This is a genomic window from Lewinella sp. LCG006 (assembly GCF_040784935.1).
Classification (GTDB): domain Bacteria; phylum Bacteroidota; class Bacteroidia; order Chitinophagales; family Saprospiraceae; genus Lewinella.
In genome coordinates this window covers 5,230,680-5,247,320 of record NZ_CP160680.1, presented here as the reverse complement: position 1 = coordinate 5,247,320, position 16,641 = coordinate 5,230,680, and the positions used below count along the sequence as shown (strand labels likewise).

16 protein-coding genes are annotated in these 16,641 nt (G+C 46.7%); 11 read left to right on the top strand and 5 right to left on the bottom strand.

Annotation, left to right across the window (positions count from 1 at the left end; all coding sequences use genetic code 11):
* Positions 1-8: 8 nt before the first annotated feature.
* Positions 9-3,488, bottom strand: a complete 3,480-nt coding sequence (locus AB0L18_RS18860; RefSeq protein WP_367388866.1) for a T9SS-dependent M36 family metallopeptidase — start codon at positions 3,486-3,488, stop codon at positions 9-11.
* Between the two features lie 390 nt (positions 3,489-3,878).
* Here AB0L18_RS18860 and AB0L18_RS18855 point away from each other — a divergent pair, with 390 nt between their 5' ends.
* From AB0L18_RS18855 to AB0L18_RS18840, 4 genes are read left to right on the top strand one after another with little or no spacing between them, the layout of a single operon-like run.
* Entirely contained in the window at positions 3,879-5,495 is a 1,617-nt protein-coding gene (locus AB0L18_RS18855; protein ID WP_367388865.1) for a CTP synthase, read from the top strand.
* Entirely contained in the window at positions 5,495-6,895 is a 1,401-nt protein-coding gene (locus AB0L18_RS18850; protein ID WP_367388864.1) for a hypothetical protein, read from the top strand. The genes AB0L18_RS18855 and AB0L18_RS18850 overlap by 1 nt, the downstream gene beginning before the upstream one ends.
* Before the next feature lie 13 nt (positions 6,896-6,908).
* Entirely contained in the window at positions 6,909-7,442 is a 534-nt protein-coding gene (locus AB0L18_RS18845) for an RNA methyltransferase (RefSeq protein ID WP_367388863.1), read from the top strand.
* A 48-nt stretch (positions 7,443-7,490) separates the two neighbouring features.
* The gene (locus AB0L18_RS18840) at positions 7,491-7,898 is read left to right on the top strand and encodes an EVE domain-containing protein (protein WP_367388862.1); all 408 of its coding nucleotides are present in this window, start codon (positions 7,491-7,493) and stop codon (positions 7,896-7,898) included.
* A 7-nt stretch (positions 7,899-7,905) separates the two neighbouring features.
* Here the strand turns inward: AB0L18_RS18840 and AB0L18_RS18835 are convergent, their stop codons facing one another.
* Positions 7,906-8,760, bottom strand: coding sequence for an NlpC/P60 family protein (locus AB0L18_RS18835; RefSeq protein ID WP_367388861.1), 855 nt, complete (start codon positions 8,758-8,760; stop codon positions 7,906-7,908).
* Between the two features lie 141 nt (positions 8,761-8,901).
* On the opposite strand from AB0L18_RS18835, the gene AB0L18_RS18830 reads away from it, so the two are divergent.
* Both AB0L18_RS18830 and AB0L18_RS18825 read left to right on the top strand, forming a co-directional pair.
* On the top strand, positions 8,902-9,963 hold the full coding sequence (locus AB0L18_RS18830; protein WP_367388860.1) for a PorP/SprF family type IX secretion system membrane protein: 1,062 nt from the start codon (positions 8,902-8,904) through the stop codon (positions 9,961-9,963).
* Positions 9,964-10,073: 110 nt separating this feature from the next.
* Complete coding sequence (locus AB0L18_RS18825) at positions 10,074-10,514, top strand: hypothetical protein (protein ID WP_367388859.1); 441 nt, start codon at positions 10,074-10,076, stop codon at positions 10,512-10,514.
* 19 nt (positions 10,515-10,533) lie between these two features.
* Here the strand turns inward: AB0L18_RS18825 and hemH are convergent, their stop codons facing one another.
* Positions 10,534-11,556 carry a ferrochelatase gene (hemH, locus tag AB0L18_RS18820; RefSeq protein WP_367388858.1) on the bottom strand — a complete coding sequence of 341 codons (1,023 nt, stop codon included), beginning with the start codon at positions 11,554-11,556 and terminating at the stop codon, positions 10,534-10,536.
* A 131-nt stretch (positions 11,557-11,687) separates the two neighbouring features.
* On the opposite strand from hemH, the gene surE reads away from it, so the two are divergent.
* The 5 genes from surE (at position 11,688) to AB0L18_RS18795 (ending at position 15,176) form a co-directional block, all read left to right on the top strand.
* Complete coding sequence (surE, locus tag AB0L18_RS18815) at positions 11,688-12,461, top strand: 5'/3'-nucleotidase SurE (protein ID WP_367388857.1); 774 nt, start codon at positions 11,688-11,690, stop codon at positions 12,459-12,461.
* Between the two features lie 192 nt (positions 12,462-12,653).
* The gene (locus AB0L18_RS18810) at positions 12,654-12,953 is read left to right on the top strand and encodes a hypothetical protein (protein WP_367388856.1); all 300 of its coding nucleotides are present in this window, start codon (positions 12,654-12,656) and stop codon (positions 12,951-12,953) included.
* Positions 12,950-14,068, top strand: coding sequence for a lipid-A-disaccharide synthase (gene lpxB, locus AB0L18_RS18805; RefSeq protein ID WP_367388855.1), 1,119 nt, complete (start codon positions 12,950-12,952; stop codon positions 14,066-14,068). The genes AB0L18_RS18810 and lpxB overlap by 4 nt, the downstream gene beginning before the upstream one ends.
* A gap of 597 nt (positions 14,069-14,665) precedes the next feature.
* Entirely contained in the window at positions 14,666-14,860 is a 195-nt protein-coding gene (locus AB0L18_RS18800; RefSeq protein ID WP_367388854.1) for a hypothetical protein, read from the top strand.
* 100 nt (positions 14,861-14,960) lie between these two features.
* The gene (locus AB0L18_RS18795) at positions 14,961-15,176 is read left to right on the top strand and encodes a PspC family transcriptional regulator (RefSeq protein ID WP_367388853.1); all 216 of its coding nucleotides are present in this window, start codon (positions 14,961-14,963) and stop codon (positions 15,174-15,176) included.
* Here the strand turns inward: AB0L18_RS18795 and AB0L18_RS18790 are convergent.
* Positions 15,173-15,721 carry a cob(I)yrinic acid a,c-diamide adenosyltransferase gene (locus AB0L18_RS18790; RefSeq protein WP_367388852.1) on the bottom strand — a complete coding sequence of 183 codons (549 nt, stop codon included), beginning with the start codon at positions 15,719-15,721 and terminating at the stop codon, positions 15,173-15,175. The genes AB0L18_RS18795 and AB0L18_RS18790 overlap by 4 nt on opposite strands.
* A gap of 181 nt (positions 15,722-15,902) precedes the next feature.
* Entirely contained in the window at positions 15,903-16,637 is a 735-nt protein-coding gene (locus tag AB0L18_RS18785) for an ABC transporter ATP-binding protein (protein WP_367388851.1), read from the bottom strand.
* Positions 16,638-16,641 lie beyond the last annotated feature (4 nt).

The following is a 16,641-nucleotide window of genomic DNA, read 5'->3' as shown; positions in this document are numbered from 1 at the left end:
TTCCTGCTTTATTCCACGATCAACTTACGGGTAGTCAATCCTTCCTCTGTGCGGAACTGAAGGATGTAAACACCTGCAGGGAGATAAGCTACATCTAACGTTTCGCGATAGAAATTATCGTATTGAAAACTTTCTAACAATCGACCTTCAACGCTGCGAATCTGTACATCTACCCGATTGGTCATTGGCTGAGGCAAGCTGAGCACAAATTGGCCACTGGTGGGGTTGGGAAACAAGCTTAAAGGCAAGTCTTGCACCAAATTTTCTGTTGACTCAATAATTCCGTTGAGGATGGTAGTAACGGAGCTACACAATGCTTCCCCATCATTATCCGTACAGGCGGTATTGGTCACCGTTACCAGATTCCCCATCAGGGAGATATCGTCTACGTACCAACCTTCACGGGCACCATTGTCATTTGATCCGAAACGGAAACGTATCAAGACTGTTTCTCCAGCGTAAGCGCTGAGATCTACTACCGAGCGAATGAATGCACTGCCACTGGCCCCACTAAAAGCTGGGCGACCACCGAGTGGGTTGCCTGAGTCTGCCAGTAATTGGCTGTTGTAACCATTTTCGATGAAGTTTTCTGCACCAACGTCTTCCCAATCTTCGCCACCATTGATAGAAATTTCTACTACACCTCCATCAACATCCGTTTCTGTACGGAACTGGTGATAGAAGACCAAACCAGGATGGAGACCGTCGAGGAAAACGGGTTGTTCTAAAACCAGAAGCTGATCACTTACCTCCTCTACACTTCGCGCGAAGAACGACAACAAGCCCGTATTGGTATTATTAAGGCGCAACTGCCAGGTAGAGCTGCCTAAGAGGCTGGAGAAATCCCAGTTACTCGCTCCCGAAATACGATCTTCAAAGACGGGATAAGTAAATTCAGCATCATCCGTTTGCAACTGGTAGGTACAGGTGAAAGCCTGCCCACTAGCTGCATCCCCAATATTGATAATGAGGAAACCATCTTCCACCGTAAGGTCACAATCAGAGCTGCCTTCAACCAGCGTCGTTCCTTCTGGAAGCTGATCCAGCACCACGGCACCTGTGATGGCATTGATACGGCCATTCACAATATCCAACTCGTAAGTGATCACATCACCAGCAAAGGTTTCAGCAACAGCTGATTTGGTCACCCGGAAAGCTGGAGGACAGGTATCGGGTTTGTCAAATGCTTCTTCTCCTCCTTCAACAGCACTCACGCCTAAGCCTCGGCGGGCAAAAGTTTCCCAGATAAGACAGCGATTAGCACCATTATTATTTACTTCATCTGCTTGTAAAATTGCATCTCTGGCTTCAATGAAAGTAGGATTACATGGCTGCAATTTCAAACCATCCATCACCAACTGAATAGCAAGGTTATTCCCTCCCGTACCATTGTATAGGTCGTCATCAAAACCGTATTCATCCACCAGGTTCCAGTACATGTCCCAGATGGTAACACACCACACGGAACCAACGCCGTGGGGAACAGAAACACTGTTGATATCCGCATAGGTATGTGGATCAATCGTCATGTCCCGAGAATAAGGAAATGGGCGGATACCACCACCCGTAATGGGCTCACCATCAGCGTAGGTGCCAATGCCACGCGCTTCTTCCGCAAAATCGGCAGAGGTAGTGGTCATGATCAATGCGAACCAGTCACTCCAACCTTCGCCAGCTTGTTCTAAATTTGACAAACAGCCTCCCTGGTTAGGACCTGCGGTGAGGCGGTTAGAGATACCGTGCCCATATTCGTGGACAATCACTCCATTATCAAAATCACTGTCTCGGCCAGTAGGACCGGGTAGAGGCACCTCTGCTACCGTACCTGTCAATTGGATCATTACACCAGGGAGTGCCAGCTTCAACTCATTACAATCTTGAAGGCTGATCATAACCACAGGGATATTTACCTGGTCTCCGACATCACCACCAGCGGCTGCAAAAATAGGTTCACCGATGTTGTTACAGATGATCACGGCCACGGCTCCTGCTTCCTGCGCAGCTAAGGCTTTGGAACCAAACTGGCATTCTCCCCGATCAATCATAGCAACCTTTCCGAATAGCTCATCAGCGTTGATGATGGGTTCGCAAGCATCGCTACTGACGCCAATCGTATCGCTGACCAGCACTACCTCCACCTCTGGTGAACCATTTGGCAAATCTCCCCCAAAAGTAGCTTGTAAAAATTCGTAGTTGCCCTGTACTGCTTCGGGTGCCGTCACTTCTAGCGACGGAGGAGGTAAAACAGGTAAGCTCCCTCCCCAAAGATACATCTGCATCCGGGGGCGACCACCATCTGCGGGCGTACCAAAATTGGCATTGTTAGTACCACTACCATCTAATGCCTCGGCCTGAACATAATCACCTTCCGCTCCGCCTCGACCGTAATTATTCTGCTGGAAGTTTCCTGATTCTTCATCAAAACCATACTGGTACATGACATCGTGAATGAGATTATTCCAGAAAAACAGGTTCGTTGTAGCCGCATCAAGCTGCATGTAAGGGCGGGCCATACTTAAGTCTAGCGGAAAATCAAAACAAAGAGAATCTCCCCCATCCGGCTCATCACCAATCGATTCGTTCTGGTTGAAGATATCGTGGTAAGCATGTACGTTGTTACCTCGAGTGATGGTATACTCATGGCCTTCCTGGCCATCAACATCATGCCAGCCAAAGGGTGAAGCCACTTCATCGGCCGGATCGACCAACAATTCACGAGGACCGTGATTAGGGCTTTCGGTATAGAGCGGATAAGCACGGTAACTTCCTCCTTCTCCAGGGCCAGTGAAGAACGTCAGCGCAGCGGGTACACTTATTTTGTCCTCTGGGCATTCTTCTTGTACAGGATGGTCAAACTCACAGTGAACAACTTGATCGTGATAATCAAGCATTTCTCCCGTAAGGGCATCTACCCTAGCCATCCACCAGTGGGCAGCAGTTTTTTCGTAGTATTCCACATTCCAAACCAAACGAACATTGTCATCCAGGGGCTGGTACATCAAGTCAACATTGATGGGTTCCAAGGCAAGACCTATGTGATCAAAGACGAATTCGCGAGGACTCATTTGCCGCGCCAATTTCAATCCACTGTCAATAGGCAAACCGAAATACGTCTGTACCGCCGTCACCGCCTGAGCAGGTGTAATACCGGGTTGGGTAGTATTTACTTTACTAGCCAAATCTGGTACGAAACGATTGCCAAAACTGAGCATTTTGCCATTGGCCATGATGTTCAGGTTGAAAATGGCATTGTGTACCGGAATGTCCTGATGGGATTGCTGTAGGTAAACGTGGGTTAGTTTATTGTGTTTAGTGACCACTTTGCTGCTTACTTGATAGTTAGCAACGTCTCTGGCAGTGAGACCTAAGTTATCAAAATGAGTTTGCAGGTATTGGTCCGCCATTTCAAGCGGTCGTTCAACCTGAGCGAGGAGGACCTGGCAGCCAAACAGCATAGCAAGCCCTAAAATTGTAGCGTTTTTTAACATACGGTAGGAATAGTAAATAGTTAGGAATTGAAGGTTTACAGATGTTTTGCACTTCCAATGAGTAATAGACTTGTTCTACTGGGATCATTTCGGGGGCAAATCGCGCCTTATCTTCCCACACTGTGCCTTTTTTAAGTCGTTTAGCTACGGCTAAATTCCTTAAAAAAGACTTCGCGTGGTCGATAATGCATCAATTTTCCCACCAAACTGCCCCAGCATAGCAAGTCTAATATTTTGAAATTACTTTTGGTTCACGAACGGTGAAATTAGTACACTTTCCTAAATATATCCGATGATTGAAAAAGTAGTTTCTTCTTCGCGCCGACAGTCTGTAGCTTTTTATCTAACTTTGTGTCCCGTAATCGTTTTTCTGCGTCTTCAATCTAATTCATGACCAAGTACATTTTCGTTACGGGCGGGGTTACTTCTTCCCTGGGCAAAGGCATTATTGCTGCTTCTTTAGCCAAACTCCTGCAAGCCAGAGGCTTTTCCGTCACCATCCAAAAGTTTGACCCTTATCTCAACGTTGATCCGGGCACGCTCAACCCTTATGAACACGGTGAATGCTACGTCACGGATGACGGTGCTGAAACCGATTTGGACTTAGGGCATTATGAGCGTTTTTTAAATGTCCCCACTTCCCAGGCCAACAATGTGACCACGGGTAGAATTTACCAAACGGTGATCAATAAAGAGCGAGCGGGTGATTACCTGGGCAAAACGGTCCAGGTTATTCCCCACATTACCGACGAAATCAAACGGCGCGTCCAGCTATTAGGAAGTACCCAGGAATACGATATCGTCATCACAGAACTGGGTGGAACCGTCGGTGATATTGAGTCCCTTCCCTACATCGAGGCTTTACGCCAAATGCGCTGGGAATTAGGGATCGATAATTGTTTGGTAGTGCACCTGACCCTCATCCCCTACCTCAGTGCCGCCAAGGAATTGAAAACCAAACCCACACAACATTCGGTCAAACAGCTGCTCCAATCGGGTATCCAGCCCGATATTTTGGTGTGCCGAACGGAGCATCCTATTACCATGGAGATTCGTCGCAAACTGGCACTGTTCTGCAATGTGGAAGTAGGCTCTGTCATTGAAGCCCGCGATGCTGAGACCATTTATGATGTTCCTCTGCTCATGTTGAAGGAACAACTGGACACGACCGTTATTCGTAAACTAAGACTTCAGGATCGCAAAGAACCAGATCTGGGTCGCTGGAAAGAGTTTCTGGGTAAACTTAAGAACCCTTCATCTGAGGTACAGATCGGGTTGGTAGGAAAATACAATGAACTACAGGATGCCTACAAGTCTATCCACGAGGCTTTTGTCCACGCAGGTGCCATCAACGAGTGCAAGGTAAACGTTATCCCTATTCACTCTGAACAGCTTGAAGGCGACATGAAAAGTGTAGGTAAGGCACTCATGGACCTAGATGGTATTCTGGTAGCTCCCGGCTTTGGCGAACGGGGCATTGAAGGAAAAATACGAGCGATCCGATACGTCCGGGAAAACAACATCCCATTCTTTGGTATTTGCCTGGGGATGCAGTGCTGTGTGGTAGAATTCGGAAGAAACGTGCTCGGTATTGAGCAGGCTTCTTCTACGGAAGTCACTCCCAACACCCCCGACCCTGTGATTCACCTGATGTCTGAGCAAAAGGATATCAAGCAAATGGGTGGCACGATGCGCCTGGGAGCCTATGATTGCAACTTACGTCGCAATTCGAAGTCCAGCAAGGCATACGGCAGCTTGTCCATCACAGAACGGCACCGCCATCGCTACGAGTTCAATAATCAATACCGCGAGCAATTTGAAAAAGGAGGGTTGATTCCCACCGGCATCAACCCTGCTACGGATTTGGTAGAGATTGTAGAATTAAAAGGTCACCCCTATTTTGTTGGCGTTCAATTTCACCCCGAACTCAAGAGTACGGTCGAGAATCCGCATCCACTTTTTGCCAGTTTTGTGCGGGCAGCGCAAGAACATCGTAAAATAAAATAGTGCGTACTTCTTTTTGGTTATTGGGCTTGGCTTTAGGTATTGGCTGGCTCGTTGCGGCCGAACCCTTCTTCTGGGACACGATCCAGCTGGGAGCCCGTCATGCCGACTGGTTTTACCATCAGCCTTTGGGTACCTTATTGCTGCCAACGGAAATGGACAGTGGGCATATCCCTGCATTTGGTGCTTTCCTATCGGTATGCTGGCGATGGTTTGGGCCAAGCCTCCTTGTCAGTCATTTGGCGATGGTTCCATTTATTTGGCTGGTGCTCTGGCAGAGTTACCGCCTGGTGGAGGCCCTGGATTTGGGGTTTGGAAAGATTGGTCTTTGGCTACCGTTTTCCCTCCTGGTTTTAGATGCTACCTTGGTCGCGCAACTCAGTTTGATCAGCCCAGACATCGTGCTGGCAGGGGCTTTTTTACTGGGAATAAATAGTTTTTTACGAAAAGAACCCTGGTGGCTAAGCCTTGCGGTGATACTCTTGGGACTGACCAGTTTGAGGGGAATGATGGTTGCTTTAGGGCTTTTCCTATGGCAACTTACCATGGTTTTTATTGACAAACAGGAGGGTCGCGGTATTCGAAAAATATTCGGCCTTCTCCTCCCCTACCTACCCGGTGGCCTTTTGGCATTGGCCTATCTCCTCTACCACTATTTGGTAACTGGCTGGGTAGGCACCCATTCGGATTCTCCCTGGGCCGAGAGTTTCGCTAGCCAGGGAGGTCTTAGTTTAATCAAACAAGCAGCCATTGTTGTCTGGCGTATGCTTGATTTTGGCCGTATCTTTCTAGTCCTCGCCTTGCTACTCAGCTGGTGGCGCAGTGGATGGGTTTGGAACCGACGCATCCAAAAAGCAACCCTCCTTTTGCTCATCATGGGTCTTGTTTTGGCATTACCCGCACTTATTAGTCCAGGATTGGCTCAACATCGCTATTTGCTGCCGGTTTACCTATCGGTTGCCTGCTTGTTTTTACTTGTTCTAAAGGAGATAAAAAATAGAACCTGGACAACAATTATGGTTGTCGTCGTACTTCTTGGACAGGTAAGTGGTCATTTGTGGGTTTACCCCGAACAGGTCGCCCAAGGCTGGGATGCCTCATTGGCTCATAAGCCTTATTTTGCCGCCAAGGTTGCAGGAATGGCGTTTTTACAAAATGAACAAATCCCTCTTTCCAGGGTAGGTACGGCCTTTCCGGAAGTGGGGGAACAACATCTGCGGCAGCTCAACGGTGATAAAGCAGGGCTTGTCGCTTATGATTTAGCGCAGCAAGATTACATCTGGTACTCGAATATAATGAACGACTTTTCTGAGGAAGAGCTGTTAACTTTACAGAAAGACTGGGAGCCCATTTTCACCTTTCGGAAACGTGGGATATATTTGAAAATTTACCATCGTAAATAAGTGATTGAGAATTATGCGGAAGCTGAAGTTAGAAGAATTAGACCGAATCAGCATTGCTGAATTTCAGGAAAAAGAAAAGCAGCCTGTAGCATTGGTTTTGGACAATGTCCGTTCTGCCCTCAACGTAGGCTCGGCCTTCCGTACTGCGGATGCATTTGCTTTAGCACACGTCTTTTTGTGTGGTATTACTGCCCAGCCTCCGCATCGGGAGATTTTAAAAACAGCATTAGGAGCAACGGAGGCCGTAGATTGGACCTACACCGAAACAGTGGAAGAAGCAATCACTCATTTGCAAGCCGCCGGCTACGAAATATGGGCCGTTGAGCAAGCTGCTGAACGTACGTGGCTGCAAGATTACCAGCCCACAGCGCACAAAGCGATTGCCCTGGTTTTTGGTAACGAAGTGAATGGCGTTAGCCAATCCGTCATGGACATGGCTGATGGTGCCCTGGAAATACCCCAATTTGGCACCAAACATTCTCTAAACGTTTCCGTTTCTTTGGGTATCACCGTTTGGGAGGTTTTGCGGAAGATGGGGAAGGTTTGATGTTTTGATGGTTGATGGTTGAATTTTTTTTTGCAAAAATATTGACACATGAATTACTGGTTGGTAAAATCTGAGCCGGAGGAATTTGGTTATGATGATCTGGAAAAAGCGGAAAAAAGCATGTGGGAAGGCGTGCGTAATTACCAGGCAAGGAATAATCTCCGCGCGATGGCCGAAGGCGATCAGGTGTTGTTTTACCACAGCCGGCAAGGGTTAGAAATTGTGGGGATTGCGAAGGTGGTTACGGAAGCTTACCCTGACCCCACGGCAGAAAAGGGCGACTGGTCGGTGGTAGATTTAGCGCCTGTGCGGCGGTTAAAGCAAGCTGTTAGCTTGCAAGAGATTAAATCCAGGGAAGAGCTTGAGGAGCTGGGCCTGGTACGCAATCCGCGCTTGTCGGTGATGCCGATCCCCGACGAGGCCTATCAGTTGATACTCAAGATGGGTGGGGAATAAGATTACCCTAAAAAAGTGCCTGCTGATTCAGTGGCTGCCCCTCTACTTTCTGAATGACGACTGGGGGAAGATTTTTATCCGGAGCAAAGATTCGTTTAACGACCCTCAGACGGTGGGTATACTTTCCTTCCTGGTAATTGAAAATACCATAATGATCGATAGCATCGATCCTGGCTTTTTCGTAGACGTGGATGATCTTACTATCCGGTAAAAGGATGCCCGAATGGGTGATACGGCCCTGGTTATTTTCAAAGAAGGCAATATCTCCCGGCATAGCTTGCTCGACAAAATCGACGGTTTCGCCGCGATTGACTTGAATTTCCGCCGTGCGGGGAAGCTGATAGCCTGCTATTTGGAAAGCCAACTGAACCAATGCCGGACTGTCGATACCAAAAACGGTACGGCCTCCCCAGAGAAAGGGAGCATTGAGAAGTTTCCTGGCAATTTTAATCACCATGGCAGAACTCTGCCGGATATCTTCGGGAAAAACGGCTTGGCCGCTAAACGTGAAGTCTTGTGTTCCAAGGGAAAAACGCATCCCGTCAAAGTAGGGCAAACGCGAACCTAGGGTAATGGGTAGCGCTTCATCGGTTCCCATCAAGTTGTGGAAAAGATCCAGTGAATACGCAAAATTACGCCGGAAATCCTGGGTTTCCGCGGGACTTAGATCTCTAAGCTGACTGCTGGGCGTCCAGCCGATATAATCATCGTTTAGACAACGAACTTTCGTCCATTGGCGACCTTTCGTCTCCATGACCTCGACCATCTCTCCGAAGAGTAATTGAGACCCCATTTCGGAACGATGGGCAGCATTGGTTCTTATCGGAACCACCGTAAAAGGACAAATGGCGTAAACGGACATTACTAGTAAGTTGATGCACTGGGTAAAAATAGTTTTTTATTCAAAATAAGGAAAGGAAATGCACCGTTATTCCGCTGAGGAATCAAACATACCTTACATTTGCGATCAGATTCGCATTGCTCAAAGAACCGAATTAAGCGCATGAGATATAATATTCTACTGTTTTTCGTGATATTGTTAGGCAGCCAACTCTCGGCGCAAGACCAGCATTTCTCCCAATTTTATGCTTCTCCACTTACCCTCAACCCAGCATTGACGGGTGCTCTGGAAGGTAAATACCGCGTCTCGATGATTTATCGCGATCAGTGGCGCTCTTCCCTCGATAATCCTTACCAGACATTTTCCGCTGCAGCCGACTTCAGGTACAAGGTTAAGCAATACAAAAAGCGTTATCGTGATGCCGTAGGCGTAGGTGTGTTGTTTTACAACGACAAAGTCAACACCATCAACTTCTCTACCAATCAGATTATGATTGCTGGTGCTTATCACAAGGCCTTGAATCCTGAGAGTAACCAGTTTCTAAGCCTTGGCCTCCAATTAGGCATGGTTCAACGCAACCTCAACTACGACCAGCTCACGTTCGACGACCAATTCAATGGCACCGACCAGTTCAGTGATCCTACCGGAGAACTATTTCCTGAGAACAACTTTGCTTTTTCCGATTTCCAGGTAGGACTCCACTATAGTTATGCTCCTAGAGGCGGAACGGGCGTTTTTGCCGGTGCTTCTATGCACCACATTCTGGAACCAGAGATGAGTTTCTACTACCGCCAATTGCCTGATGATGACAAGGATGAGCGCCTGAGCAATACCCTGTACCGCAAATACTCTGCTCACCTGGGCTTGCAGATTCCGGTGGGAGAACGTACCCAGGTTTCTCCACGTGCATTGATTTATAGCCAAGGGCCTCACCTGACCTTCAACGCAGGTAGCAACTTTCGCTTCCTGGTCAATGACATCTCGGGAACGGCCATTCATATTGGAGCATGGGCGCGTCCCGTCAACAACCAGGATGACGCGTGGAACCTGGATGCACTGGTAGCGATGCTAGGGATTGAGCACCAAAATTTCCTCCTTGGTTTCAGTTACGACATTAGCCCCGGACAGTTGAATATCAACAACCGCAACCGCAATGCTTTTGAGATCAGTGTAGCTTATTTAGGTGAGTACGAAGACGAAACGGTGCTTTGCCCTAAGTTTTGATTTTTCAACTGCATGTTTTTTTTAACTACACCAGGCACCTGAGGGCAGCTAAGTTCTTTTGCTACACAGGCTAAAAAAGATGTGGCTATTGGTAAAACAAGAGATGAGTCATGGAAGAAGCTACTAAAAAGCCTTTCTGGATTTTCCTGTTTTGTGCTTTTATGCAGATGATTTTATTCTTGTTTGTCTATTCTGTTGGCTGGTCGATCATAGATCATTACTATGATCCTAGCTTTAAGCTCAATTGGGGGCTTACTTATCTTCTAGCCATGTATGGCTTTTTTATTGCGACCGCTGTACAATGGTTGGTGCTTTTTTTTACCAAAGGTCAATACTTAAAACCAATCGGTGCGCTCGTATTTATTACGCTGGCAGCATTGGTTTACACCGCCTATTATCCCTGGCGCTACCTTTTTTTGTTGACCTGCCTACTCGCGGCGCTATTGATTGCTGCCTTTATCTTTAATCGATTAATCAAGTTGAAGAAAAATCCGCTGACGGGTACTCCTTATAGTGCATCTTCGAACGTGTTGGATGATGATTGGGAGTAAGCCGCGCTAGGGGTAGTATTTACACCCGCTTCACCATCTCCGTCACTGCGTCCATCCAGCGGGGATCATCGTTCAAGCTGGGAACCAAATCGACCTTTTCGCCGCCCATTTCTTCAAATTCCTCCTGGTATTCGTCGCTGATTTCGATGACCGTTTCCAGGCAGTCGGCTACGAAGGCGGGGCTGAAGACCAAAATTTGTTTTGCACCTTGCTTGGCTTGCTCCTCCAACACGGCACTGGTATATGGCTGTGCCCAGGCATCTGGCCCGAGGCGGCTTTGGAAGGTTGTGGTGTATTGCGCTTCTGAAAGGCCTAGTTCATCAGCAATAGCTCGGGTAGTTGCGTGACACTGGGCGGAATAACAAAATTGATTGACCAAACTGATGGTACCACAGCAATTTTCTGTTTCCAGGCAATGGTTACAATCATCTGCTTTACGCAGCTGGCGTTGGGGTAAGCCATGGAAACTGAACATAATATGGTCATAACTTGAGAGATCAAATTGGCGAGCATTGTCCGCAAAAATTTTGATCATAGCAGGTTCATCGTAATACGAATTGACCATTTTTACATTGGGGATAGCTTCCTTCTTACGCAACAAGCGCATCACTTCATCGTGAACCGAACCAGTTGTAGCACCCGCATATTGTGGAAAGAGAGGAAAGACAATGATTTCACTCACTTGCTTTTTCAAGAGTGCTTCTAGCGCATGTTCAATGGAGGGATTTTGGTAACGCATGCCCAACTCCACGACGTATTCCTCGCCGAGACGTTCCTGTACGCCAGCAGCCAAAAGTTCACCATAATACTTAAGCGGAGAGCCATTCTCCGTCCAAAGTTGCTGGTACAACTTAGCAGATTTCCCCGAGCGAAGTGGGGCAATCAAGCCACGAACCAAAAGGTTACGAGCAATCCAGGGATAATCAATAACCCGGCGATCAAGCAGAAATTCTTTCAAGTAACGATAGACCGCACCACGTGTAGGTGCATCGGGGGTTCCCAGGTTAACCAATAAAACGCCTTTCTTGCCAAGCTGTGCCATAATTCGGTGAACTGTTTTTATTGCAAATGCAAGGATACAACATATTGTCCGGTCGGGGGTTTAAGGTATTGGTAAAAACATTGTCAACAATGATTAGCTTTGCGCTAAACAACCCCAAATAATTTCTATTTATGTCTAAACCCCTCATCCTGGTCACCAATGATGATGGTGTCACCGCTCCCGGCATCAAAATGCTGGTTGAAATTGCGCAAGAACTTGGAGAAGTCGTCGTCGTTGCTCCCGATAGCCCGCAGTCGGGCATGGGGCATGCGATCACCCTCAATACACCTTTGCGGATTCACAAAACCAGGGCTTTTCCAGACTTGCAAGCCTACGAGTGCTCTGGCACTCCTGTAGATTGTGTAAAACTAGCCAAGCACGTCGTCACCAAAGACCGGAAGGTAGACCTGTGCGTATCAGGCATCAATCACGGCAGCAATGCCGCCATCAATATCATCTACAGTGGCACCATGTCGGCCGCGATGGAGGCTTCGTTGGAAGGAATTCCATCCATTGGGTTCTCTTTGCTGGACTATCGCTACGAGGCCGATTTTTCGGCAGCACGCGGCCATATTAAAAAAATCATGGAACACGTACTCAAAAATGGGCTAGCCAAAGGCAGTCTGCTCAATGTTAATATCCCTAAATTGCCCACCGAAGAAATCAAAGGCATAAAAATATGCCGCCAGGCCGATGCCCGCTGGCAGGAGACCTTTGCCGAAGCAACCGACCCCCGTGGTCAGAAATATTACTGGCTGACTGGTTCTTTTGTCAATGAAGATCCAGGTACCGATACCGATGTAAAAGCTTTGGAGGAAGGATATATTTCCGTGGTTCCTTCTCATCATGACCTCACCAATTACGAGGCGTTGAAGCATAGCAGTTTGAGGGAGTTGGAGAATTAGAAGGTTGGGTAAGTGTAAGGGTGGAAGGGTGTAAAAGTTGGCCTCACTTTAAAGGCGTCGATTCGTACTTTTTTTCACTCAAATCGCAAAAACAACATTTACACCTTTACACCCTTCCAACTTTTACACCTTTAAAATAATCATGCCAAAGGTATCCACCTTAAAAAACGATAACAAAAATAAATTTCGAATATGCGTGATCAATTATGGTTTGGACTCTTGATCGGAGTAGTGGTTCCATTTGTGGGCTATGCTGTTTTGATGATGATTCTCGAACAATTAGGAGCTAGTGAGACGCTGGGTAATAGTCGGCTCAATTTTGATTTCAAGGAGCGTACACTGACCTTGTTGGCGCTGGCACTGAATTTGGTGCCGATGCGGATTTTCATGCGGGCTTACGCCAATAAGGCCTTACGCGGCCTTGTGCTTGCCACCTTGGCCTACGGTATGATTTGGATGTTTTACTTTGGCAGACAGTTACTTGGTTCATGAAATATTACCTTATTGCAGGAGAAGCATCTGGCGACTTGCACGGCGCTTACCTGATCAATGCTTTAGCTAAAATAGACCCCGATGCAACCTTTCGTGGTTGGGGCGGAGATATGATGGCTGCTGCTGGAGCAGATTTACAGAAACACTATCGGGAGCTGGCTTTTATGGGCTTTGTGGAGGTATTGCTCAATATTCGAACGATTTTGGGCAACTTTAAGACCTGTAAGGAAGCTATTTTAGCGTACCAGCCGGATGTGCTCATCCTGGTGGATTATCCGGGTTTCAATCTACGAATAGCAAAATGGGCCAAGCAGCAGGGCATCAAGGTCTTTTATTATATCTCCCCTCAGATTTGGGCCTGGCATAGCAGCCGCGTACACCAGATCAAAGCCAATGTGGACGAGATGTTTGTGATACTTCCTTTTGAGCAGGATTTTTATGCCAAATATGGTATGGAAGTCAACTTTGTGGGCCATCCACTGCTGGATGTTATTCGTGATCATCATCCTGACCCCGATTTCAGGCAAAAAAACAAGCTTTCTGATCAGCCTATCATCGCATTGCTACCAGGTAGCCGAAAACAGGAAATTAGCCGAATGCTATCGGTCTTATTAGCTACTGCTGATAATTTTCCTGATTATCAATTTGTCGTTGCGGGTGCCCCCTCCCAAGACCGTGATTATTATTTATCGCTTTTCGCGGAATTAGGTAGAGGCGATAGCATCAAATTGGTTCAAGGGCAAACCTATACGCTGCTCCAAAATGCGGAAGCTGCTTTGGTGACATCGGGCACTGCTACCTTGGAGACCGCCTTGTTAGAATGCCCCCAGATTGTCTGCTATCGGGGGAGTAGTATATCTTATGCTATTGCCAAAAGAGTAATCAATGTAAAGTACATATCCCTCGTCAATCTGATTATGGATGAGGAACTCGTAGTGGAACTCATCCAGGATGAATTTAACGTAGAACGTACTACGCAAGCACTTAATCAGCTCTTAAAGCCCAGCGAAAAAGCCAGGATAGCAACAGGCTATCAAGGCCTAAAAACCAAGCTGGGTGATGGCGGAGCAGCTAACCGATGCGCAAAATTGATGGTTGAAGCCTTGAAAAAATAAAATAATTTATATTTTTTTATCATACATTACCTACTATAAATAGGCTACTTGCAAGAAAAACAAGCGACCGCTCCCTTGAATTGAACTACCGTTCCCTGAAACACACATTATAAAATAAAATAATTTATACTTTTTTATCATAAATCAGGGCTTCTAACAGAGTTTGGCACACATTTTGAATAATCACTATACGAAGGCAAGGGACAAAGCGTCACATGGTAGAATTTTTTAATATTAATATTTTTCACCATATTTGCCCTCAGCACATGAACTACTACTTTTGATAACCGGAGCCAGTGATGGCCCCCTCACACGTCACACTATGAAAAATGTTACGACCATTCTAAACGATGTCAGGTTTTGCCCTTTATTTCCACTAAAGGAATGATGGTACCTCCCGTACTGATCACTTAACCTACATTCCCGCTTTATCAAGGCTATTTAACCACCAAGCACCAGCACTTGCTGTTGGAACCTGCTACTTTTTTGTATGACTTGCAACGGTTTGACCAGTTGTGAGCATGGAACACTATTACTTTAACCATTGCTATCCTTAACGGGATGGCCTGGGAAGCTCATGCCCAAACAAATTACATCATGAAAAATTTTACATTATCTCTCGAAGCTTTACTTTTGATTTTCTTGTTGCTGGCGGGCCTGTACGGTGCTCGCACCATTATGAAAGGAGACGATGTGTCTCCAGGTTTAGCCGCTCCAAGGCAAGAAGAACCAGCTATGGTGATGGCATCAGAAACGGCTGAAGACACCTATGAAGTAAACCAACCTCGATAAACCCCCAATTGAAGAATTTCGCCAAACTTTAACATCCAATGTTAAGCAAAATTGCTAATCTCTTGTTTAAAGTTGTATCTTATAGCTCAAGTAAAAGCTTATGGAATACTTTAGACAAATGATGGAACGCTCGGCCTTTGGGGTTTGTAGCTTTTTAGGAGAGAAAATTGGCTTAGCAAGCAGTAGGGTAAGGCTCTATTTTATCTACATCACCCTACTTACACTGGGCTCACCCATTATTATTTACCTGTTTGCTGCTTTTTGGTTAAACATCAAGCGGTACATCAAGAAAGGTAAAAACCTGGTGTGGAATTAATTTCTGCCCTTCCAAGTGATTTCTTCTACCCCCAATTGTTGTGACAAATGGCGGGCTAAAATGAAGAAATAATCTGACAAACGATTCAGGTAGTGAATCGCCAATGTATTGATGGGCGTTTCCAAATGTAAACGAACGCATTGGCGCTCCGCCCGGCGACAAATGGTGCGGCAAAGGTGAGCGTAAGCCACTTGAGGGTGCCCACCAGGCAAGATAAAATTCCGCAAAGGCTCTAAGAGCGCATCCATACGATCCATTTCTTTTTCCAAGAGCTCGACGTCTTCTTCTAAGATATCCAGTCTGACTTCTTTTCCTTCTTTTGGCGGCGTAGCCAAATAAGCTCCCAGGCTAAACAAACGGTTCTGAATCGTAAACAAGGTCAACTTCTCTTCCTCCCCTGATAGGTGATCTCTCAAAAGGCCAATAAAGGCATTGAGCTCGTCAAGCGTTCCATAAGCCTCTATCCGGTCGTTTGACTTGTAGACACGCTGGCCACCAAAGAGACCTGTTTCTCCTTCGTCTCCCGTTTTGGTATAAATTTTCATAATTAAAGGGTGTAAGGGTGTAAGAGTGTAAGAGTGTAAAAGTGTAAGGGTTGGGATTTTGCCTAGTGGCAAATATACCTTTATTCTTTTCAAAGTCGGAAGTCGGAAGTAGTTGATGCTACTAGCGGGATCACCCAACTTTTACACCTTTACACTCATCCAACTTATACACCATTACTAATTACTGATCCCGCAAATAGCGGTGCGTAGGGTCATCAACGCTGACGATATTTTCGTTTTTAATATCTGATTCTACCTCTCCGTCGCGTAGACGAATGATGCGATGAGCGTGCTCGGCAATATCGGGTTCGTGGGTAACGAGGATGACGGTGTTGCCTTTGCTATGAATATCTTCGAATATTTTCATGATCTCGATAGACGTTTTCGTATCGAGGTTACCCGTAGGTTCATCGGCCAGGATAATGCTGGGATTATTGACCAGAGCGCGGGCGATGGCTACCCGTTGGCGCTGTCCTCCCGACAATTCGTTGGGTTTATGATCCACGCGATCCCCTAGACCTACTTCAGTGAGCACTTCCTGGGCACGCGCTTCCCGATCTGCCTTCGACCAACCCGAATACACCAATGGCAGTGCCACATTGTCTAGTGCACTAAGGCGGGGTAGCAAATTGAAGGTTTGAAACACAAAGCCAATTTTGCGGTTACGCACTTCGGCAAGCTCCCCGTCTGTCATCGTACTCACGTTGATATCATCGAGGAGGTAATCTCCAGAACTAGGCGTATCCAGACAGCCCAGCAAGTTCATCAGCGTCGATTTACCAGACCCTGAGGGCCCCATAAGCGCAACGTAATCATTGACGGAAATCTCAATATCCACACCACGAAGGGCATGAACCTGGGTGAGCCCCATGTCGTAAACTTTGCGCAAATCCTTCGTAGAAATAACAACAGACATATAG